General features: G+C 71.5%; 23 protein-coding genes and 1 pseudogene. 11 read left to right on the top strand and 13 right to left on the bottom strand.

Annotation, left to right across the window (positions count from 1 at the left end):
- The 8 genes and pseudogenes from ACTHJJ_RS15315 to ACTHJJ_RS15280 all read left to right on the top strand — a co-directional run.
- Positions 1-222: pseudogene (locus ACTHJJ_RS15315) on the top strand (hypothetical protein); the annotation flags it as partial.
- Complete coding sequence (locus ACTHJJ_RS15310; RefSeq protein WP_440303806.1) at positions 219-920, top strand: DUF5947 family protein; 702 nt, start codon at positions 219-221, stop codon at positions 918-920. The pseudogene ACTHJJ_RS15315 and the gene ACTHJJ_RS15310, both read left to right, overlap by 4 nt.
- Entirely contained in the window at positions 913-1,584 is a 672-nt protein-coding gene (locus tag ACTHJJ_RS15305; RefSeq protein WP_440303805.1) for a DUF6084 family protein, read from the top strand. The genes ACTHJJ_RS15310 and ACTHJJ_RS15305 overlap by 8 nt, the downstream gene beginning before the upstream one ends.
- Positions 1,581-2,969: a hypothetical protein gene (locus ACTHJJ_RS15300; RefSeq protein ID WP_440303804.1), complete on the top strand. Its 1,389-nt coding sequence runs from the start codon at positions 1,581-1,583 to the stop codon at positions 2,967-2,969. Before ACTHJJ_RS15305 ends, ACTHJJ_RS15300 begins: the two co-directional genes overlap by 4 nt.
- Positions 2,966-3,499, top strand: coding sequence for a hydrogenase maturation protease (locus ACTHJJ_RS15295; RefSeq protein ID WP_440303803.1), 534 nt, complete (start codon positions 2,966-2,968; stop codon positions 3,497-3,499). The genes ACTHJJ_RS15300 and ACTHJJ_RS15295 overlap by 4 nt, the downstream gene beginning before the upstream one ends.
- A gap of 13 nt (positions 3,500-3,512) precedes the next feature.
- Positions 3,513-3,614 carry a DUF6893 family small protein gene (locus ACTHJJ_RS15290; protein ID WP_440303802.1) on the top strand — a complete coding sequence of 34 codons (102 nt, stop codon included), beginning with the start codon at positions 3,513-3,515 and terminating at the stop codon, positions 3,612-3,614.
- A 4-nt stretch (positions 3,615-3,618) separates the two neighbouring features.
- Positions 3,619-3,858 (top strand): HypC/HybG/HupF family hydrogenase formation chaperone, encoded by a 240-nt coding sequence (locus tag ACTHJJ_RS15285; RefSeq protein WP_440303801.1) that lies wholly within the window; start codon positions 3,619-3,621, stop codon positions 3,856-3,858.
- Positions 3,851-4,726 (top strand): DUF6390 family protein, encoded by an 876-nt coding sequence (locus ACTHJJ_RS15280; RefSeq protein ID WP_440303800.1) that lies wholly within the window; start codon positions 3,851-3,853, stop codon positions 4,724-4,726. Before ACTHJJ_RS15285 ends, ACTHJJ_RS15280 begins: the two co-directional genes overlap by 8 nt.
- An 81-nt stretch (positions 4,727-4,807) precedes the next feature.
- On the opposite strand, the gene ACTHJJ_RS15275 is transcribed toward ACTHJJ_RS15280, so the two are convergent.
- The 5 genes from ACTHJJ_RS15275 to ACTHJJ_RS15255 all read right to left on the bottom strand — a co-directional run bounded on the left by ACTHJJ_RS15275 (position 4,808) and on the right by ACTHJJ_RS15255 (position 8,740).
- Positions 4,808-5,587: an ABC transporter ATP-binding protein gene (locus ACTHJJ_RS15275; protein WP_440303799.1), complete on the bottom strand. Its 780-nt coding sequence runs from the start codon at positions 5,585-5,587 to the stop codon at positions 4,808-4,810.
- An 8-nt stretch (positions 5,588-5,595) separates the two neighbouring features.
- On the bottom strand, positions 5,596-6,672 hold the full coding sequence (locus ACTHJJ_RS15270) for a FecCD family ABC transporter permease (protein ID WP_440303798.1): 1,077 nt from the start codon (positions 6,670-6,672) through the stop codon (positions 5,596-5,598).
- Positions 6,662-7,807, bottom strand: coding sequence for an ABC transporter substrate-binding protein (locus ACTHJJ_RS15265; RefSeq protein WP_440303797.1), 1,146 nt, complete (start codon positions 7,805-7,807; stop codon positions 6,662-6,664). The genes ACTHJJ_RS15270 and ACTHJJ_RS15265 overlap by 11 nt, the downstream gene beginning before the upstream one ends.
- Positions 7,808-7,810: 3 nt before the next feature.
- On the bottom strand, positions 7,811-8,281 hold the full coding sequence (locus ACTHJJ_RS15260) for a helix-turn-helix domain-containing protein (protein ID WP_440303796.1): 471 nt from the start codon (positions 8,279-8,281) through the stop codon (positions 7,811-7,813).
- 159 nt (positions 8,282-8,440) lie between these two features.
- Positions 8,441-8,740: a muconolactone Delta-isomerase family protein gene (locus ACTHJJ_RS15255; protein WP_440303795.1), complete on the bottom strand. Its 300-nt coding sequence runs from the start codon at positions 8,738-8,740 to the stop codon at positions 8,441-8,443.
- Between the two features lie 100 nt (positions 8,741-8,840).
- Here ACTHJJ_RS15255 and ACTHJJ_RS15250 point away from each other — a divergent pair, with 100 nt between their 5' ends.
- Together ACTHJJ_RS15250 and hypB are read left to right on the top strand one after the other, a co-directional pair.
- On the top strand, positions 8,841-9,245 hold the full coding sequence (locus tag ACTHJJ_RS15250) for a hydrogenase maturation nickel metallochaperone HypA (RefSeq protein WP_440303794.1): 405 nt from the start codon (positions 8,841-8,843) through the stop codon (positions 9,243-9,245).
- Complete coding sequence (hypB, locus tag ACTHJJ_RS15245; protein ID WP_440303793.1) at positions 9,220-9,999, top strand: hydrogenase nickel incorporation protein HypB; 780 nt, start codon at positions 9,220-9,222, stop codon at positions 9,997-9,999. Before ACTHJJ_RS15250 ends, hypB begins: the two co-directional genes overlap by 26 nt.
- 21 nt (positions 10,000-10,020) lie before the next feature.
- Here the strand turns inward: hypB and ACTHJJ_RS15240 are convergent, their stop codons facing one another.
- From ACTHJJ_RS15240 to ACTHJJ_RS15230, 3 genes are all read right to left on the bottom strand, one after another.
- On the bottom strand, positions 10,021-10,560 hold the full coding sequence (locus ACTHJJ_RS15240; protein ID WP_440303792.1) for a glycine cleavage system protein R: 540 nt from the start codon (positions 10,558-10,560) through the stop codon (positions 10,021-10,023).
- Positions 10,561-10,803: 243 nt separating this feature from the next.
- Positions 10,804-11,958 (bottom strand): ScyD/ScyE family protein, encoded by a 1,155-nt coding sequence (locus tag ACTHJJ_RS15235; protein WP_440303791.1) that lies wholly within the window; start codon positions 11,956-11,958, stop codon positions 10,804-10,806.
- A 138-nt stretch (positions 11,959-12,096) separates the two neighbouring features.
- Positions 12,097-12,753, bottom strand: a complete 657-nt coding sequence (locus ACTHJJ_RS15230) for a nucleoside/nucleotide kinase family protein (protein ID WP_440303790.1) — start codon at positions 12,751-12,753, stop codon at positions 12,097-12,099.
- On the opposite strand from ACTHJJ_RS15230, the gene ACTHJJ_RS15225 reads away from it, so the two are divergent.
- Positions 12,752-13,639, top strand: coding sequence for an oxygenase MpaB family protein (locus ACTHJJ_RS15225; protein ID WP_440303789.1), 888 nt, complete (start codon positions 12,752-12,754; stop codon positions 13,637-13,639). The two genes, ACTHJJ_RS15230 and ACTHJJ_RS15225, sit on opposite strands and share 2 nt — an antisense overlap.
- A gap of 34 nt (positions 13,640-13,673) precedes the next feature.
- Here the strand turns inward: ACTHJJ_RS15225 and ACTHJJ_RS15220 are convergent, their stop codons facing one another.
- The 5 genes from ACTHJJ_RS15220 to ACTHJJ_RS15200 all read right to left on the bottom strand — a co-directional run.
- Positions 13,674-14,426: a S1C family serine protease gene (locus ACTHJJ_RS15220; protein ID WP_440303788.1), complete on the bottom strand. Its 753-nt coding sequence runs from the start codon at positions 14,424-14,426 to the stop codon at positions 13,674-13,676.
- Positions 14,427-14,428: 2 nt separating this feature from the next.
- The gene (locus ACTHJJ_RS15215) at positions 14,429-15,115 is read right to left on the bottom strand and encodes a hypothetical protein (RefSeq protein ID WP_440303787.1); all 687 of its coding nucleotides are present in this window, start codon (positions 15,113-15,115) and stop codon (positions 14,429-14,431) included.
- Positions 15,116-15,220: 105 nt separating this feature from the next.
- The gene (locus ACTHJJ_RS15210; protein WP_440303786.1) at positions 15,221-15,661 is read right to left on the bottom strand and encodes a hypothetical protein; all 441 of its coding nucleotides are present in this window, start codon (positions 15,659-15,661) and stop codon (positions 15,221-15,223) included.
- A gap of 197 nt (positions 15,662-15,858) precedes the next feature.
- Positions 15,859-17,529: an ABC1 kinase family protein gene (locus ACTHJJ_RS15205; protein WP_440303785.1), complete on the bottom strand. Its 1,671-nt coding sequence runs from the start codon at positions 17,527-17,529 to the stop codon at positions 15,859-15,861.
- Between the two features lie 358 nt (positions 17,530-17,887).
- Positions 17,888-18,894, bottom strand: a 1,007-nt coding sequence (locus ACTHJJ_RS15200; RefSeq protein ID WP_440303784.1) for an aminotransferase class III-fold pyridoxal phosphate-dependent enzyme, incomplete at its 5' end; no start/stop codon positions are given.

Raw genomic sequence — 18,894 nt, 5'->3', positions numbered from 1 at the left:
GTCGACGAGGCCGGAGTCGCGAGGTTCGCGTTCGTCGCGAGCGGGTGCGCTTCCACCGCTGCCACCGTCACCGGTGCGGTGGAGGCCGCCGTGCTCGCCGCGGCCCCGGAGATCGCCTCGGTCGATGTCGCTGCGGAGCGGCGCCAGCCGGTCCTGCAGATCGGGCTGCGCCCGGGCCTGCAGCCGCGGTCCGCCACGCGAGAAGGCGCCCCGTCGTCGTGACGACCACACCGGCCGACCCGATCCGCAGGCTGCGCCGGCTGGCGCGGCCGGGCACCTCCGTGCCGGAGGCGGGACCGGCCGGGCCCCGCGAGGTCTGCGAGATGTGCAGCGCCGAGCTCGACGCGCGGCACGGGCACGTGGCCGACATCGAGGCGCGCCGGCTGCTGTGCACGTGCCGGGCCTGCTACCTGCTCTTCACCGGGCGCGGCGCCGGCGGAGGTCGCTACCGCGGGTTGCCCGAGCGCGTCCGGTCCGTCACCGACGTCGACCTCACCAGCGCGGTCTGGGAGTCGCTCGAGGTGCCGGTCGACGTGGCGTTCTTCCTGCAAGGCACCACCAGTGCCACGGCGACCGACCTCACCGCGTGCTACCCGGGGCCGGGCGGCGCCACCGAGTCGCTGCTCGACCTGGCCGCCTGGCAGGAAGTCCTCGCCGCGAACCCGGTGCTCGACACGGTCGAGCCGGACGTCGAGGCGGCCCTGCTCCGCCGTCGCGGCGGCCGGTTCGACTGCTACCTCGTGCCGGTCGACGTCTGTTACGAGCTCGTCGGGATCGCCCGCCGGCACTGGACCGGTTTCGCCGGAGGCAAGGAGGTCTGGGACCGCATCGCGGAGTTCTTCACCGACCTCGATCGGCGGAGCGTGCGCGTCGACCGCCATGGGGTCGACCGTCACAGGCAGGTGTCTGCCGGTGACTGACCTCGAGCACACCCTCGGCGCGCCGTCGGTCATCGGCGGGCCGCGCTTCACCTGTGTCGGGGCCGAGGCGGACCGCTACGCGGCCGGGCCCACCGTCCTGCTGCACGTCGAGGTGACGGAGGAGAGCGGCATACCCGTCCATGCGATCGCGCTGCGCGCCCAGGTGCGGATCCTTCCCCAGCGGCGGCGCTACGACGACCGGGAGGCCGAGGCGCTCGCCGACCTGTTCGGGGCGCGGACCGGCTGGGCGCAGTCCCTCAAACCGCTCCAGCTCGCGTTCCTCTCCGCGATGGTGCCGAGCTTCGTCGGGTCGACCGAGGTGGCGCTGCACCTGCCGTGCAGCTACGACGTCGACGTCGCCGCCAACAAATACCTCGCGGCACTCGACGACGGCGTCGTGCCGCTCCTCGTCCTCTTCAGCGGCACGTGGTTCAGCGAGCGCGACGGGCGGCTGCAGGTGCTGCCGATCCCGTGGGACCGGGAGACGAGCTTCGGCCTGCCGGTGGCGACGTGGCGCGACGCGATGGACCAGCACTTCCCGGGATCGGCCTGGCTGCGGGTCGGGCACGACACGTTCGACGCGCTGTCGCGGTACCGGTCCGCCCACGGCCTGCTGGGCTGGGACGACGCGATCGCCCGGCTCCTCGAGGAGCGCGAGCCGTGACGACGTTCGAGGAGGTGCTGCCGGTCGCAGATGCGGTGCTCTACGAGGGCTACGTCCTCTATCCGTACCGGGCCGACGACGCGAAGAACGTGGTCCGCTGGCAGTTCGGCGTCCTCGCGCCGCCCTCGTTTGTCGCGGTGGATCCGTCCGAGCGCAGCGCCCTGCACGCCGAGCTGCTCCTCGACGGGCGGCCGACGAACGGCCAGCTGCGGCTGCGCTTCCTCCAGGTCCAGCGCCGCACCGTCGAGCGGTCACCTTCCCCCCGTCGACCGGTCACAAACGCTGGGTCGAGCGGTCATGGATACACCCCCGTCGACCGCCTCCGCGCGGGGGACGTCGAGTACCTGCCCTTCGACGAGGCGGCACCCCAAGACGTCGAAGTCGCGCTCGACCTCACGCTGACGGGCAACGACACCCAGACCGCCGAGGCCGCCATCCCCGGTGGGACCGACATCGAGGAGGTCCCCGGGGGGCGACTCGTGCGCACCAGACTCCCCCTGACGGCGACGATCACGGTGGGCCTCCAGCCACTCCCCGGACCGCACGGCGTGCGCCGGCTGACGATCGAGGTACGCAACACCACCCGGTGGCAGGAGAACCACCAGGACCCCTCGGCAGCACCAGACCGGGCCGAGGCGCTGCGTCGATCCCTCGTCGCCGCCCACCTGCTCGTCCGGCTCGACCACGGTCGGTTCCTGTCGTTGACCGACCCGCCCGAGTGGGCGGCCGACCACATCGCCGGCTGCCGCAACGACGGTGTCTGGCCGGTGCTGGCCGGCCCGCCGACCAGCGCGGACCTCACCCTCTGCTCGCCGATCATCCTTCCCGACCACCCCCGGCTCGCACCCGAGAGCACGACGCAGTTCTGCGACGGCACCGAGATCGACGAGATGCTGAGCCTGCGTGCCCTCACCCTCACGGACGCGGAGAAGCGGGCCGTCCGAGGCACCGACGCGCGGGCCGCCCAGGTCCTCGACCGGGTCGAGGGTCTCCCTGCCGACCTGATGGACCGGCTGCACGGGGCGATCCGCTACCTCGAGCACGTCGAGAGACCACCAACCGACGAAGGGCCACCACCCGGCACACCTCCGCGGGAGGCCTGGACGGGCCCCAATGGCCCGACCGACGCCCCGGACACCAGACCACCCGAGGTGGCCGTCGGCACCCACGTGATGCTCCGGCCCCGCGCCACCTCCACCGACGCCCAGGACCTCTTCCTCGCCGGCCGCCCGGCGACTGTCATGCGCGTCGTCGAGGACGTCGACGGACAGACCCACCTCGCCGTCGTCCTCGACGACGACCCGGGCCGGGACGTGGCCCTCGACTACGGCCGGTTCCTCTACTTCCGTCCCGACGAGGTCGAGCCGATCGGGGCGACGCCATGAGCCGGCAACTGCTGGTGGCGGGCGTCGGCAACATCTTCAAGAGCGACGACGGTGTCGCGACTGCCGTCCTCGCCCACCTGACGGGCCAGCGCATCGACTGGCCGGAATGGGTCACCCTGCGGGACTACGGGATCAGCAGCCTGCACCTCGCCTACGACCTGCTCGGCGGGGACACCGACCTGATCCTCGTCGACGCCATGCACCGGGACGGACCTCCCGGGACCGTCTACGTCGTCGAGCCCGGCCCGGCCCGGCCCGCCGAGCGGCCACACCCAGAACCGGCCGTCGACGGCCATGACCTCGCACCCGAGGCCGTCCTCTCGCTCGTCCCCGCCCTCGGCGGCCGCCTCGGCCACGTGACGATCGTCGGCTGCGAGCCCGTCAGCACCGCCGACGGCATCGGGCTCAGCCCCGTCGTCGCGGCGCAGGTACCCACGGCCGCGCGCGCCGTCAGCGACGTCGTCGAGGCTGCGTGCGCGAGGCGCTATCAGGCAGCGGAACCTTCCCACCGCGGGACGGGCGACGGATAGTGAGGAGATGACGATGGGCAGGATCATCGGCTGGACGCTCGTCGCGGCTGCCGTGGCCGCGGTCATCGAGGGGCTGCCGGACATCCGGCGCTACCTCAAGATCCGGAGCATGTGACGCCATGTGCCTCGGACTGGCCGGCCGGGTCGTCGCGTGGACCGAGGGCAGCGACCTCGCGGACGTCGAGGTGGGCGGCAGCGTGCGACCCATCAACATGGCGCTCCTCGCGGCACCCGTCCGGCCGGGTGACTGGGTCCTCATCCACAGCGGCTTCGCGCTCGAACCGATGACCGCCGACGAGGCCCGGGACGCGATGGCCCTCCTCGGCGGCCCCGGAGCGGAAGGACTCATGAATGGATGACCCAACCGCATCAGGTATGCCGCTGAGTCCGGCACCGCTCGCGACGTCACCCCCCACGGGTGGTGACGTCCACCCGCAGCGGGGTGAGCGGCATACCGAGTTTGCTTCTGGACCAACGTTGTTCGTCCGCTATGCCTTCCCGCCGAACAGCCACGGCTACTGCGGGCCGGGTGACAGCCAGTCGTTCCTCGAGTACGGGGTGACCGGCGCGGTGGACCCGGGGTTCCGGTTGCTCGCGCAGGCGTTCGCGGGCGCGTGGCCGTACCTCGAGCTCATCGCCGGGGCCACCGGGATCGAGGACCCGCTCGACCGGCGCGTCGTCGAGGCGTACTGGGTCGGCAACCCGCTCCTGGACCGCGTCGGTGCGACGAACATCGGCAACTCGATGGACGACCGGTTCCGGTTCCGGGCGGGCCCGCGCTTCTCGAACCTCGCGGAAGGGGTCGTCGCGGGCGGCGTGCCACATCACTCGTTCCACGTGTTCTGCATCTACCCGTGGATCGGGCTGCTCGGGGAGGACCGCCACGCCGAGCACGCGCTCATGGTGCTCGACCGGTGCCGGATCCGGTGGGGCCGGGTCGCGGCGCTGCAGGGTGACCAGGCGGTCGTGGAGTCGCAGGCGCTGCAGTGGGACGGGCGGCGCCTGACCCTGGGTGAGCCGGCACCTGAGACGGTCGTGCGGTCGGTCGACCGTGTCGGGCTCGGGCCGGAGCTCGAGGTCGGTGACTGGGTGTCGATGCACTGGGAGTGGGTCTGCGACCGGCTCGAACCACGGACCCTGGCGGCGCTGAAGCACTACACGGCGCAGCACCTCGCGCTCGTGAACGGCGGCATGGAGCACTCCGGCCCAGCGTTGGCCCTCGGCTGACGCGGCCAGCGGGGCTGCAGGGACGGCTGAGACGGAACGCTCACTCGACCTTCCAGCCGAGTGAGCACTCCGTCCCAGGAGTCACGCGGGTGGCCACAACCGTGCGGGCAGCCCGAAGTCGACGACGAGTGACCGCTGCGCTGACGCCACCGATGACCCCGCCGCTGTCGGGCCCACGCTGCGCACCCGCACCCCGTAGAGCGCGCTCAGCTCCTCGTCCGTCAGCAGCTCGGCAGCCGGTCCGCAGTGCACGTCGGTCGGGCCATGAATGAGGACGACCTGGTCGGCGACCAGCACGGCGTGCTCCGGCTGGTGGGTCGTCAGCAGTACCGACAGCCCATCGGCGGCCAGGGAGCGGACCAGACGCAGCACCTGGCCCTGGTTCGCGAGGTCGAGCCCGGTCGCCGGCTCGTCGAGGACCAGGATCGGCTGCTCGCCGGCGATCGCCCGGGCGATGAGGACGAGCTGCTGCTCGCCGCCACTCAGCGACGGGAACGGCCGGTCAGCCAGGTGGTCGATGCCGACCCGCGCCATGCTCCGTTCCGCCGCCGCGCGGTCCTTCGAGCCGGGCACGGCGAAGACACCGACGTGTCCGACCCGGCCCATCAGCACCATCTCGCGCACCGGGAAAGCGAAGGCGCTCCCCCGGACCTGCGGGACGTAGCCGATGGGCCCGGTACGCCGCGCTGACCCCTCCCTTGATCTCAGCATCCCGGCGGCGCACCGGACGAGTGTGGTCTTCCCCCGGCCGTTCGGGCCGAGGACGGCAGTCACCGACCCCGGAGCCACGGTGAAGGAGACCTCGCGGAAGACCCATTGGCCTTCGCGCCAAGCAAATCCGAGCCGATCGACGGTGAGCACCAGTTACCTCACGCCCTGTCCCAGACCCGGTCGCGGTGTCGCCGCAGCAGCACTAAGAACGCGGGAGCCCCGATGAGGGCCGTCAGCACCCCGAGCGGAACCTCGCTCGCCGTCACGGTCCGCGCGAGCGTGTCGACGACGACGAGGAAGGCCGCCCCGACGCAGCACGACGTCGGCAGGAGCACCCGGTGGTCCGGCCCCACCCACATCCGGGTCAGGTGCGGCACGACGAGCCCGACCCACCCGATCACCCCGCTCACCGCGACGGCACCGGCCACCGTCAGCGTCACGGCGCACAGCACGGTCCACCGGACCGGGCCGGGCCGCATCCCGACGGCCGCCGCGTCCTCGTCCCCGAGCGACAGCACGTTGAGGCGCCACCGGAGCAGGGCGATGACGATGATCCCGACGGCGATCGGACCGACGGCGACGAGCACCTTCCCGAAGGTCGCCGTCGCGACGCTTCCGAGCAGCCAGAAGACGATCGACGGCAGTGACGTGTACGGGTCGGCGACGTAGGTCACGAGCGAGACGAGCGCGGCGAAGAACGACCCCGTCACGACCCCGCCGAGCACGATCATGAGGACCGAGGCCCCGCCCCGCCCCGCCGTCACGAGGAAGACCACGGCGAGCGCCACCAGCCCGAAGAGGAACGCACCGCCGACGACGAAGCCGGACCCCAGCCCGAGCAGGATCGCGAGCGCCCCGCCGAAGGACGCCCCCGACGAGACCCCGATGATCTGCGGGCTGACGAGCGGGTTGCGGAACGTCGCCTGCAGGGCCACCCCGCTCACCGCCAGGCCCGCCCCCACGAGCATCGCGAGGACGACCCGGGGCAGCCGAACGAGGAGGACGACGTCGCGCTCCGTCACGCTGCCGGTCCACGACCTACCGCTCACCTGCGCCCACAGCACCCCGACGACGTGGCCGAGCGGCACCGGGTAGCGCCCGACCGTCAGCGCCATCAGCGCGACGAGCACGACGACCAGGCCAGAGGCCACGACGGCGGCACCGGGCCGTCGCCAAGGAACCGGCTGAGCGGCATACGGGACGGGCGCGGAGCGCCTGCGGTTCTCAAGCAGCATGGAACTGCTCGTAATGAGCGGACCCGTCGTTCGCCTTGAGCTGGAGGATCTCGTCGAGGTCCTCGGGCGTCGGCGTGTAGCCGTAGAAGGTCCGGTATGCAGTGGAGACGTCGGCGCGCAGGTCGTGCCCGGGTGCGTCGGGGAAGGCGACCATGCCGAGCCAGCGCCACATGAGCGGCGACTCGTGACTCGGCGGGTCCCAGCGATAGCCGCCGAGGGGGCACTTGTAGACCCGGCGCTCCCTGACCGCCCGCAACCCGCTCCAGACCGGGGCGCCATAGAGGTCGGCCGGCTGCGCGGCATCGAAGTTGCCGAGCAGGACGATGTCCGGGTCCCAGGCGAGCACCTGCTCTGGCCCGACGCCGACCATCCCCTTGCCCGGGGCGCCGCCGGGACCGCTCGCCGGGTTCTCGGCGCCGACCATCCGGATGTACGCGTCGTTGAACGTGCCGGTCCCCGCGACCTTGAGACCGCCGGCGAAGCGGTTGAAGTAGAGCACCTTGGGGCCGGGTTTCGGGCGGGCGAGGCCGAACGCGGTCATGGTCCGCCGTCCTTCCTCGAGCGCCCGGTTGAGGCTGGTCGCGCGATCGGGTCGCCCGAGCGCGGTGGCGAAGTCGGTGATCCACGTCTTGACGTCGTCGAGGGTGCCGTAGGTCAGGCCGATCACGGCCAGCCCGGCGTTCTCGAGTGGCGCGATCACCTGGTCGCCGTCGTCGGCCCACTGGACGACGAGGTCGGGTCTGAGCGCGAGGACGCCCTCGACGTTGGGCACGAACGAGTTGTCCGCGACGTCGTGCGGGATGGCGAGGGCCTTGGGGAAGATCCTGCCGAGGATGCCGCTGTGGATCGCCTGCCACGAGGCGTCGTGCATCCCGGCGAGGTGCTCCGGCCCCTGGTCGACGGCGATCAAGATCGACGCGGCCGGCATGGGGATGGTCACGACCCGCCGGGCCGGGTGGGTGAGAGTGATGCGCTTGTCGCGTTGGTCGGTGAGCCGGATCCGCCCGATCGGCGCGCCGACGGCGCCGACCGTCCCCGCCGCGGTCGGCGCCACCGCCTCACACGCCGCGAGCAGCGCGGCGCCGCCGAGGGCACCCGCCCCTTGGAGCAGCTGCCGTCGGGTGAGCTCGGTCATGGGTCACTCCTCCGAGGCGATGGGGCCGATCACCCGGGGAATGGACCGGGGGTATGACGCTGTGCCCGCCCTCGGGCGCGTGGCGCCGATGGGCACGGGGCTGGGTTCGCAGGCCGGTTCGGGCGCGGGCTCGGACGCCCGCTCGCTGTCGACGTGGGTGACGCTCCCGATGTGCGTGCCGCGTCGGGCCGGTTGGTCCTCGTCCGGTTCCCAGCGCGCGGGGTCGCGGGTGAGGCCGAGCAGCCACGTCACCGTGCAGTCGAGAGCGGCGGCAAGCTCGGGCAGCTTGGCGACGTCGATGCCGGAGCCGTGCTCGAGGCTGCTCAGGGCCTTGTTGTTGCTCGCCACACCGAGCCGGGCGAGCCGCGTGATGACCTGCTTCTGCGTCAGGCCGAGGTCCCGGCGGCGCTCGCGCAGCCGCTGGCTCACGACGAGGTGGCGGCGCGCCCCGAGCTCGGTCGGGTGGGTCGTCACCGTGGGATCCTCATGGACACCTCGATGTGGGACGCGATCTCTCCACGGTGGCCCTGCTCGGGGAGTCCGTCAACCGGTGACTCGGCGATCTCTTCAGGATGCGACCGCTCCGCCCGAAGAGTGGTGGTTGGTGACTGGGGTGACGGCCGGCCTGGTGCCTCAGTCCCGGGCCTCGGCGTCGTCCGTGTCGGCCGGGGCGTCGTCCATGTCGGCGAGGACGTGCACCGTGTAGGTGGCCACGTTGTAGACCGGGGCGCCGGCCAGGAGGCGCTCGAGCTCCTCCGCTGACTCGGCCTCGTAGATCCACGCGCCACCGTGCGCCCCCACGACGTGGTAGCGCGACAGCACCTTGCCCTGCGACTCCAGGCGGGCGCCATACTCCGGCATCCGGCCCACCATTCGCGCGACTGCCTCCGAGAGGCGGGAGAGGTCGAGCTGCCACAGGACGAGGAACTTCATGGCTCTCAGGATGCGCCCGCGGGACCGGTCCGGTGAGGCGAATCGGAGGGTGGCTGTCCGGCGGGCTCCGGTGCGACGATGGAACGGCGGGAGGTGGCGCATGCACGAGATGGCCTTGTGCCACAGCATCTACACGATCGCCGACGGGGCCCGGGACGGGCGACCCGTCGAGGTGGTCCACGTGCGCGTCGGGGCGCTGCGGCAGGTCGTGCCCGACACGCTCGAGTACTGCTGGGAGCTGCTCACCGAGTGGACGCCCCTGAGCGGTGCGCGCCTCGAGATCGAGCACGTGCCCGTCACCCTGCAGTGCCGCGACTGCGGAAGCCGCACGGTGGTCACCGACGCGCTGATGCTGTCGTGCGGCGGCTGCGCCGGCTGGCACGTCGACGTCGTCGCCGGTGAGGAGCTGCTCGTCGAGTCGCTCGAGCTCGGTGACTCTCCGGTGTGGCCGCAAGCGGCCGAGGCACGAGGAGACAGGTATGGGCCGGTTCCACCAGCACGCTGACGGCGTCCTGCACATGCACGACCACGAGGACGCGCCGCACCACCACGAGCACGACGGCCAACCGCGGGACGTCGGTGACCACACGGGGTACGAGACCGAGCCGGAACGCGTCACCGTGCTCACCCGGATCCTCGACGAGAACGACCGGGTCGCCGAGGCGAACCGGGTCGCGCTCGATGCCGCAGGCGTCACGTGCGTGAACCTCATGTCGTCCCCCGGCGCCGGCAAGACCACGCTCCTCGTGAAGACCCTGAGGTACTTGCGGGAGAGAGGAGTCCGGGCCGGGGTGATCGAGGGCGACATCGAGACGTCCCTGGACGCCGAACGGCTCGGCGGGATGGGGGCCCAGGTCTCGCTGCTCAACACCGGTCACGGCTTCGGCGGGGAGTGCCACCTCGACGCCCCGATGGTCGCGCGCGGGCTGGCCGGCCTCGACCTGGAGACGCTCGACCTCGTCATCATCGAGAACGTCGGCAACCTCGTCTGCCCGGCGGAGTTCGACGTCGGGGCGCACCGGCGGATCATGGTCTCCTCGGTCACCGAGGGTGAGGACAAGCCGCTCAAGTACCCGGTGATGTTCCGGGCCGTCGACACGGTGGTCGTCAACAAGCTGGACCTGCTGCCGTATCTCGACTTCGACCTGGGCCTGTACGAGCGGAACGTCGCCCAGGTGAACCCGTCCGCCCGGATCGTGCGCATCAGCGCCCGCACGGGCGACGGCCTCGAAGACTGGTACCACTGCCTCGCCCAGTGACCCACCTCCGTCGACCGGTCACTATCCCCCAGTCGACCGGTCAGGGCCGGTCACGTTGATGTCGACGAGGAGCTCCGTCGCGAGCCGCTCCAGCCCCTGACGGACTTCGCCGAGGTCGACTGATGGTGGAACGCGGACGACGACGTGAGCCTCGAAGAGGATGCCTCCCGCCATCGGCGCCTCGCGGCTCTCCGTGCTCATCGTCTCGATGCTGAGACCGCTCCTGGCCAGCACCGACGAGACGTCATGGACGATGCCGGCATGGTCGTTGCCGATGAGGTCGATGGTGAGCCGCTCGTGCTGGGCGGCCTCGGCCTGCGCGGCTTCCGTGCCGGGATGGGCAGACACCTCGAGGAGGCCGTCGAGTCCCTGCAGCGCGCCGGCGAGGTCATCCGCCTGCTCAGCCGGGACGGTGACGACGACGACTCCGGCGAACTTGCCGGCGAGCTCGGCCATCTGACTGTGTTCCCAGTTCCCGCCGTGGTCGGTCACCACCTGCGAGAGGGCTTCCACGAGGCCGGCGCGGTCGTCGCCGATGACGGTCAGCACGAGTCTTGGCATGGTGCATCGTAACGAGCCGATCCGGTCCCGGCCGCGAGCGTGTGACAGCAGTGACGGAGCGCTCGACGGGGGTGACCGGTCGACCCAGGGGAAGTGACCGGTCGACGGGAAGGACGGAGCGCTCGCTCGTCGGGGAGGGGCGCGAGCGAGCACTCCGCCACAGCGGCACCTCCCGGGAGGTGCTCCAGCGAGGGAATCTGCTGCGGTGACACCTCATACCCAGAAGGCTGAGCCCTCATCCGGTCACAAGCGGACCTTGACCACCTGCCCCCCACCGGCGAGGACGGACCCCGTCGTGACGTACGCGGACGAGCCACGGATCGCGACGCCATACGGGGCGAACAGACCGCCCGCCACGACCGCGTGGCTGGACGAGTGCGGCCGGATCCGCACGAGGTCACCGGTCGGGCCGGCCATCAGGCCGTTGGCCGCGATCTCGACGGCGTAGAGCCGGCCCTCGTCGTCGAAGGCGAGCGAGGTGACGTTGGTCAGGCCGGTCGCCCACTTCTGCGGGGCGTGGCCCGGGACGATGCGCCAGATCGACGAGGAGCCCTTCTCGAACGGGAAGCCGACCAGCTGTGAGACGTACCACGCGCCGTCCGGCCCGCGGACGACATCGGTCGGCACGGCGTCGGCCGGGAACCCGGCCGGCAGCGTCGGCCCACCGGGGATGGCCACCGGCGCGGTGGTCGGCACAGGCGCGAGCACGCCGACGGTCGAGCCGCCCTTGCGGGTCGAGATGACGTCGTTGCCACCCGCGTCAGCGACGACCCAGCCGTTGCCGGACCGGGCGATGCCCACACCGTTGCTGTCGACGTCCGTCCCGTCCGGGTTGGCCCGCTGCTCGTAGCCGGCGACGTCGAAGACCCTCTCGACCTTCGGCGAGCCCGTCGCGCTGCGCAGGTCGACCCTGACGACGCTGCCGAGCAGCTTGCCCATGTCACCGAATCCGGCGCGGTACTCCGGGGAGCCCCCGAGCCCGATCGTGAGGGCGAACTCATGGTTACCCGTGAACACGAGGTCGGACGGGCCGATGGGTTCGGTCGCCGCACCGACCGACGGCAGTCCGGTGAGGACGCGGTTGACCTGGCCCTTGTCGCCAATGCGGGCGACGGAACCGGTGAGACCGACACAGACTCTCCCGAACTCCGGGTTCATCTGGCAGTTGGAGGAGCCGGTCGTGCCGGCTTCGGCGACGTAGAGCTCTCCCCCGGGACTGAAGGTGAGCTGGCGCGGGCTGTTGAGGCCCGACGCGATGACGGTCGGCGAGCTGGTCGTCCCGGACGTCTGACCGTGCGCGTTGGCGGCCCCGGCGCCCACGAGGGCTCCGGTCGTGCCGGCGAGGCCGGCGGCGAGAGCGGCCGCGGTGATCCGCCTGCGGCGGACACGGTGATCCATTGTTCCCCCTTGAGGATGAAACCCCTGGCCGATCCCAGAGTAGGAGCGTCCGCAACAACCCGTATGGCGAATGCTGCTACTCACCGTCGTCCACAGCCCATCGGGGCGGAATTGTCCCCAATGTCCTTGCGTCCGAGGTCAATCCATCGTCACGACGAGATCAGCGAGGCCACGTGTCGGCGCCACAAGTCGCGCATTTGCCTCGTCGGACCGCAGCACCCACTCCCGCGCCGCGTCCGTCGTCTTGCCGAACTGCAGGTGGCGGTCGACGAGCCGCTCGAGCCGCACGGCGTCGTCGACCTCGACGTACCAGACCTCTTCGAGCAGGGGCGCCACCTGACACCACGGATCCTCTTGCAGCAGAAGGTAGTTGCCCTCGGTGATGGCCAGTCGCACGTGCGGCTCGACAGCCACAGCCGCCGCGATGGGCTGCTCGAGCACCCGCTCGAAGCCCGGCGCATAAACCGTCCGTGACCCCGCCACGACCAGCCGCCGGAGCAACGCGACATAACCATCGGCGTCGAAGGTCTCCGGCGCACCCTTTCGCTGCGCCAGCCCTAGGCGGTCGAGCTGCACGTCAGCGAGATGGAAGCCGTCCATCGGGACGAGCTCAGCGGCATACGGCCCGAGGCCCTCGGGCGGAGCGGCGGCGAGCCGCTCGACGAGACCCCGGGCGAGCGTCGACTTGCCGGCTCCCGGCGCACCCGTGATGCCCACGACGACTCGCCGGTCGGGCCCCGCCCGCTCGACGAGCGTGACGAGGCGGCGCACGAGCGCGTCGTACCGTGGTCTCATGGCGATCACGATGGCGGCTCAGCTCGTCCAGCGCCAGCTGGGCCGGTCCCTCCGCAGCCGCGTCGCGGGCGATGACGCACCGGAGCGGGCGCAGCGCATCTGGGGGGCAGAAGGGCCGCGCTGGTTCACCCCGGACGACCCGATCTGGCGGGTCCACTCCGACGCCTCGATGTTCGCGGCCGGCATCACCTCGTTGCTGCTCCAGTCGCTGCACCCGCTCGCGATGGCCGGGGTCGCGGGGCACAGCGGCTACAAGAGCGACCCGTGGGGGCGGCTCCAGCGGACGAGCCACTACCTCGCGACGACGACGTTCGGCACGGTCCCCGACGCCGAGGCGGCCATCGAGAAGGTGCAGGCGATCCACGAGCGGGTGCGCGGGCGCGACCATCGGGGCCGGCCCTACCGGGCGAGCGACCCGCACCTGCTGATGTGGGTGCACGTCGCCGAGATCGACTCGTTCCTGCGCGCCTTCCAGGCGTTCAGCGCGGCGCCGCTCACCGAAGCCGACGCGGACACGTATGTCGCTCAGGCCGGCATCCCTGCACGCCGGCTCGGCGTCGTGGACCCTCCCACGGACGTCGCGTCCCTCCGCGCGGTCCTCCAGGCGTACCGCCCGGAGCTCGAGGCGACCCGCGCGGCCCGGGAGGCGGCGGCCTTCCTGCTGCTCAACCCGCCGTTGCCGCTGGCGGCTCGTGCGGGATACGGCACCCTGGCCGCAGGCGGCCTCTCGGTGCTGCCCGGGTGGGCGCGGTGGATGCTGGGCATCCCGTTGCCCGACCTCGCGAGCGCCCTGCTGGCTCGGCCACTCGGGCGCCTCGGCACCGCCGCGGTGCGCTGGGGCCTGGCGGGTCTCGGCGAACGCCGCCCCTCCGACGCGGCGGCCTGAGCCGGGCCACCTGAGCCGGGCTACCCCAGCCCGGCTACTCGCAGGGCGGGATGTCCCCGACCTCGGACGGCTTGTCGATGATCTGGCGCAGCAGCTGGACGGGGACCGCCCAGTACGGCCCCTCCGGCTTGCCGGCGTAGGCGACGCCGACGACCTGGCCGGCCGAGTCGACGAGCGGGCTGCCGGAGCTGCCGTGCTCGATCGGGGCGTCGTTGATGATCATCGGCTCGTCCGACTGGCCGACGATGTCCGCGCCGTAGCGCAGCACCTTGCCCTTCGAGGTCGTCAGCTTGCCCCCACCGGGATAGCCGACGACGGTGATCGCGTCGCCCGGCTTCGGGTTCGACGTGGCCAGCGGCAGCGTCGCCGGCAGGTCGTCGGCGAGCCGGACGATGGCGAGGTCGGCGAAGGTCGCGGCCCCGGCCGTGTCGACCTTGCGGTCCTGCCCGTCGTAGGTCTGGATCTGCAGGGCCGTGGCGCCCTCGACGACATGCCGGTTCGTGACGATGACTCGGGGCGCGACGGCGAAGCCGGACCCGACCGCGACGCCCTGGCAGCTGATGTTGCGGATCCGCAGCGAGGCACGTTCGTACGCCGAGAAGCCCCTCAGCGTGACGGTGGCGGCGGACCCGGCCTTGATGTCGGGCACGCTCGGCACGCCCGTGACGGTGTGCGGCGGCGGTGTGGTGCGCGTGGGCGGGGCGAGGGGCAGGGCGTCGGCGCAGCCGGTGAGCAGCAGCGCCACCACGACGAAGCCCGCGGCCAGGCCCGGCCGGAGACGTGCCACGCTCACTGGCCCTTGAGCCATTCCTGGAACGCCTTGCTCTGGCTCTGCGCCTCGTCGCAGCCGGCGTTGACCTGGGCGACCAGCTTGGCGAGCGAGTCCGGGTCGTAGTCGTTCGCGTTGACGAGGTAGGTCTGCAGGTCGCGCAGCCCGGTCACGCACGCGTCGAGCTGCTCCTGGAGCCGGCCGGCCTGCTCGACGGCGGTCGACAGCATGCCCGCCTCGTCACCGACCTTGGCCTTCTCGTTGGCGAGCTGGCGGATCCGCTCGGACGCGTCGTTGTACTGCCCGGCGACGGCCTTGAGGTTGCCCTTCGTCTCGTCGAGGGCCTTGCGCGTGTCGTCGAGCGCCCCCTTCGTCTTGGTGAGCGTCTCCGAGGTGCGGTCCAGGTCGCCCCGGGTCGACTCGAGCTGCGTGGTCGTCGAGTCGGCGAGCGCCTTCCAGTCCCGGGAGGAGTCGAGGCTCTGCTTGTAGCCGTAGCCGAGGACGCCGAGCGCTATGACGCACACGGCGACGAGGCTCCAGGCGAGGATGGTCGGCCACCGTCGCGGTGCCGGAGGCGTGCGGGTGGGCTCCTCGACCGAGTCACTTGGACCGGGCTGCGGTGCCAGCTCCTCGGTGGGCTCCGGGGACGGCTCTGGTCCGTGGACCGGCAACGGCATGGTGTGGCCGGGCTCGTCGTGGAAGGTCATTCCTCTTCCTCAGCGATGCGGGGCGAACAGGACAATGTGCCCCATCATCCCGCCTCGGGCGCATCATGACGAATCAAATGCACCAAGACGCACGCGGCTCGACGGCTACTCGTGCGTCACAACGGTCCGGAGGAGGGTGACCACCGCCACGATGATGGCGATGGCGCTTCCCGCGACCCCGATGCCGAGCGTGACCCGCGCGACGAACACCCAGTCGATGCTCGAGCCGGCGAAGTCGAACGGGAACACCTGCCACATCCGGACCAGCCCGACGATCCCGACCGACGTCGTGACGATGTCACCGAGCGCCTTCAACCAGAGCGGGTCCCACGCGATGTACACGCAGTTCGCGACGATGCCGGCCGCCATGGTCGCGTTGACCCATGGCAGGACCTGCGCCGTCGCCGACGTCAGGAACGGCACGACGGGCCAGCCCGGCGAGACATTGACCAGGTAGATCAGCAGCGCGTTCACCCCGACCGCGATCGAGTAGCCGAGACGCCGGCTCGCGACGGTCGGGCGCCGATGGACAGTCATGGTGCTCATGACGGCCTCCCCCAGAAGGTTCCCGGCGGGTCCACGAGGATCCGTCACCTTTATCGTCCCAGCCCGCGAATCCCGCAGGTGTACAAAGAGATCCGCGTCACCTGTCTCCTGGATCACCCCGCGCACCGCCAAGGTCACGTATGCCGCTGAGCCGGCTCGGCGGCATACGTTGCCTTGGTGGTCGGTGCGCGCGAAGGTCAGCCGTCGCGGTCGCGCCGCGCCGCGCGAGCCGAGCGCCGGTCCGTGACGACGATGGAGACGAGGAGGGCGCCGCCCGCGACGGCAGCGACGAGGAAGAACACCATCGCGATGGCCGGGTAGCCGAGGATCCGCGCGGTGGTCGGCACCTGCATCATGAGAGCCGCGCCGACGACGATGGCGGCGAGCACGATGCCCATGGTGAGGCGGTTGGTGAGGCGCTGCAGGAGCGAGAGGAGCCGCACCTCGTCGATTGTCTTGACCCGGATCGCGAGCTCGCCCTCGGACAGGGCGTCCATGACCCGGTTGGCCCGCCGTGGCAGCTGGGCGGCGAACTCCTTCGCCTCGATGGCCGAGGCGATCGCGCCTGACAGCGACACCGAGAGCCCGGACCGGAGAAGCTGCTCGAGGTTGTCGCGGATCGCCTCGGCGGGTGCGAAGCCGGGGTCGAGGTGTGCCGTCACCTGGTCGAGGTTGAGCAGGGTCTTGCCGACCATCGACATCTCCGCCGGCGGCCGCAGTCCGTGCGCGCCGGAGAGGCGGCTCAGCTCGACGAGCACCGATCCGGCCTGCACGTCGCTGCCCATCGCGACGGCGTTGGACACGAGGTGCGACACGTCGTCCCGGAACCGGCCCGCGTCGTAGCCGGCGAGGGGGTGGCCCATCTCGGCGAGGACGAGCGCGGCCTCCTCGCCGTCTCCGTCGCCGATCGCGAGGAGCAGCTTGACGATCCGGTCGCGCATCCGCCGCGGGACCGAGGTGACCATGCCGAAGTCGAGCAGCGCGAGCCGGCCGTCGTCTGTCACGAGGACGTTGCCGGGGTGCGGGTCGGCGTGGAGCGTGCCGTCGACGAGGATCATCTTGAGGTAGGCCGAGAAGAGCTCCTCGACGAGCGGCCGCGTGTCGAGGTCGATGAGCCCGAGCGGCCCGATCGAGGTGACCGACCGACCGGAGATGTGGTCCATCGTCAGCACGCGTGAGGTCGACAGCTCGGCGACGGGCTGCGGCACGACGAGGTGCTCGTAGTCGGCGGTGAGCTCGCCGAACCGGACGAGGTTGTGCGCCTCGCGCCGGTAGTCGAGCTCTCCGGCCAGCGAACGCCGGAACTGCGCGAGCAGGTCGGTCAACCCGTAGCGACGGCCGACCTCGGTGTGCCGGTCGACCTGCTCCGCCAGTTTGCCGAGCACCTCCATGTCGGTGCGGACCGTCTCGCGGACGTCGGGCCGCTGCACCTTGACGACGACGTCGCGCCCGTTGCGGGTCCGCGCCCGATGCACCTGGGCGAGCGACGCCGCGGCGACCGGGGTCTCGTCGAACTCGCTGAAGACACTCCGCAGGGGCGCACCGAGCTCGGCCTCGACGGTCTGGCTGACCTGGTCGAACGGGAACGGCTCGACCTGGTCGCGCAGCCTCGCCAGCGCCTCGGTGTAGGCCGGCGGGAGGAGGTCCACCCGCGTCGAGAGGAGCTGGCCGAGCTTGACGTAGGTCGGGCCCATCCGCTCGAGGTCATCGGCCAGCCGCTCGGGTGCGTCGCCGTCGACATCGCTGTCAGCGACCGACGCGTCGGGGTCGAACTCGTCGACGTCGAGGCCCTGCAGGAGGTCGCTGCGACCGTGCCGCAGCGCCAGCCGGATGAGGTCGACATAGCGGCTGCCGTGCGCAGGATCCATGGCCGCGAGGATATCCGCGCTACTTCAGGCCGTCGCGGTCCCCGGCCCCCTCAAGTCGAGTGAGCAGCCCGTCACTGCAGCACCAGCAGCCAATGTGACCGGTGGGACGCAGCGCTCACTCGACGTGGCCGGCCCCCGATCCCTCCAGTCGAGTGAGCAGTCCGTCACTGCAGCACCAGCAGCGAACGTGACCGGTGGGACGGAGCGCTCACTCGACATGGCCGGCCCCCGATCCCCTCCAGTCGAGTGAGCAGTCCGTCACTCCAGCCCCAGCAGCGAACGTGACCGGTGGGACGTAGCGCTCACTCGACGGGTGAGAAGTGCACAGTCGATTGGGAAAAGTGCACTGTCGACTGGGTCAGGGGGCGAGGGTGCGGAGGCCCTCCTCGAGGACGTCGAGGGCGTCGTCGAGCAGCTCGGGCTCGATGACGAGCGGCGGCAGCAGCCGGATCACGTTGCCGAACGTGCCGCAGGTGAGGATCAGCACGCCCCGCTCGAGGCAGTATGCCGCGACCGCGCGGGCGGCCGCCGGGTCCGGGTCCTTCGTGCCGGGCACGACGAACTCGATCGCGAGCATGCCTCCACGCCCACGGACCTCGCCGATCGCCGGGACGTCCTCGGCCACGACCTTGAGGCGAGGGACCACACGACCCTCGATGGCCCGCGCCTTGCCGGGCAGGTCATCCCGCTCGATGATCTCGATCGCCGCCAGGGCGCTGGCACAGGCAACGGGGTTGCCGGCGTACGTGCCGCCGATCGTGCCCGGGCCGACCGCGTCCATGAGCTCGCGCCGGCCGGTGACGGCGGAGATCGGCATACCGCCCCCGAGCGCCTTCGCGGTGCAGATGAGGTCGGGCACGATGCCCTCGTGCTCACACGCGAAGAGGTCTCCGGTGCGGGCGAATCCGGTCTGGATCTCGTCGGCGACGAAGACGATGCCGTGCTCGCGGGCGAACTCCTGCACGCCCTTGAGGAACCCGGGCGCGGGCACGATGAAGCCACCCTCACCGTGGATCGGCTCGGCGACGATCGCGGCGACCCGGTCCGCGCCGATCTGCGTCTGGATCAGCTCGACGAGGCGGGCGAGGGCGTCCTCGGCGCACCGCTCCGGCCCCACGGGTGAGCGGAACGGATAGGCCGCCGGCGCCCGGTAGACCTCCGGCGCGAACGGGCCGAAGCCACCCTTGTAGGGCAGCAGCTTCGCCGTCATCGTCATCGTGAGCAGCGTGCGCCCGTGGTATGCGTGATCGAGGACCACCACCGCCTGCCGCCCCGTCGCGGCGCGCGCGATCTTGATGGCGTTCTCGACCGCCTCGGCGCCGGTGCTGAACAGCGCCGTCCGCTTCTCGTGATCGCCGGGAGTGA

The sequence above is a fragment of the Intrasporangium sp. genome, from assembly GCF_051961875.1.
Classification (GTDB): domain Bacteria; phylum Actinomycetota; class Actinomycetes; order Actinomycetales; family Dermatophilaceae; genus Intrasporangium_A.
Note: the sequence above shows the minus strand (reverse complement) of the source record. Positions and strands in the feature narration are given on the sequence as shown.

Bases quoted from the DNA above. Each gene is read 5' to 3' on its own strand.
- ACTHJJ_RS15295 (WP_440303803.1), top strand. From the start codon at position 2,966: ATGAGCCGGCAACTGCTGGTGGCGGGCGTCGGCAACATCTTCAAGAGC.
- ACTHJJ_RS15290 (WP_440303802.1), top strand. From the start codon at position 3,513: ATGGGCAGGATCATCGGCTGGACGCTCGTCGCGGCTGCCGTGGCCGCG.
- ACTHJJ_RS15285 (WP_440303801.1), top strand. From the start codon at position 3,619: ATGTGCCTCGGACTGGCCGGCCGGGTCGTCGCGTGGACCGAGGGCAGC.
- ACTHJJ_RS15280 (WP_440303800.1), top strand. From the start codon at position 3,851: ATGGATGACCCAACCGCATCAGGTATGCCGCTGAGTCCGGCACCGCTC.
- ACTHJJ_RS15270 (WP_440303798.1), bottom strand. From the start codon at position 6,672: ATGCTGCTTGAGAACCGCAGGCGCTCCGCGCCCGTCCCGTATGCCGCT.
- ACTHJJ_RS15265 (WP_440303797.1), bottom strand. From the start codon at position 7,807: ATGACCGAGCTCACCCGACGGCAGCTGCTCCAAGGGGCGGGTGCCCTC.
- ACTHJJ_RS15255 (WP_440303795.1), bottom strand. From the start codon at position 8,740: ATGAAGTTCCTCGTCCTGTGGCAGCTCGACCTCTCCCGCCTCTCGGAG.
- ACTHJJ_RS15250 (WP_440303794.1), top strand. From the start codon at position 8,841: ATGCACGAGATGGCCTTGTGCCACAGCATCTACACGATCGCCGACGGG.
- hypB (WP_440303793.1), top strand. From the start codon at position 9,220: ATGGGCCGGTTCCACCAGCACGCTGACGGCGTCCTGCACATGCACGAC.
- ACTHJJ_RS15240 (WP_440303792.1), bottom strand. From the start codon at position 10,560: ATGCCAAGACTCGTGCTGACCGTCATCGGCGACGACCGCGCCGGCCTC.
- ACTHJJ_RS15235 (WP_440303791.1), bottom strand. From the start codon at position 11,958: ATGGATCACCGTGTCCGCCGCAGGCGGATCACCGCGGCCGCTCTCGCC.
- ACTHJJ_RS15225 (WP_440303789.1), top strand. From the start codon at position 12,752: ATGGCGATCACGATGGCGGCTCAGCTCGTCCAGCGCCAGCTGGGCCGG.
- ACTHJJ_RS15230 (WP_440303790.1), bottom strand. From the start codon at position 12,753: ATGAGACCACGGTACGACGCGCTCGTGCGCCGCCTCGTCACGCTCGTC.
- ACTHJJ_RS15215 (WP_440303787.1), bottom strand. From the start codon at position 15,115: ATGACCTTCCACGACGAGCCCGGCCACACCATGCCGTTGCCGGTCCAC.
- ACTHJJ_RS15210 (WP_440303786.1), bottom strand. From the start codon at position 15,661: ATGAGCACCATGACTGTCCATCGGCGCCCGACCGTCGCGAGCCGGCGT.
- ACTHJJ_RS15205 (WP_440303785.1), bottom strand. From the start codon at position 17,529: ATGGATCCTGCGCACGGCAGCCGCTATGTCGACCTCATCCGGCTGGCG.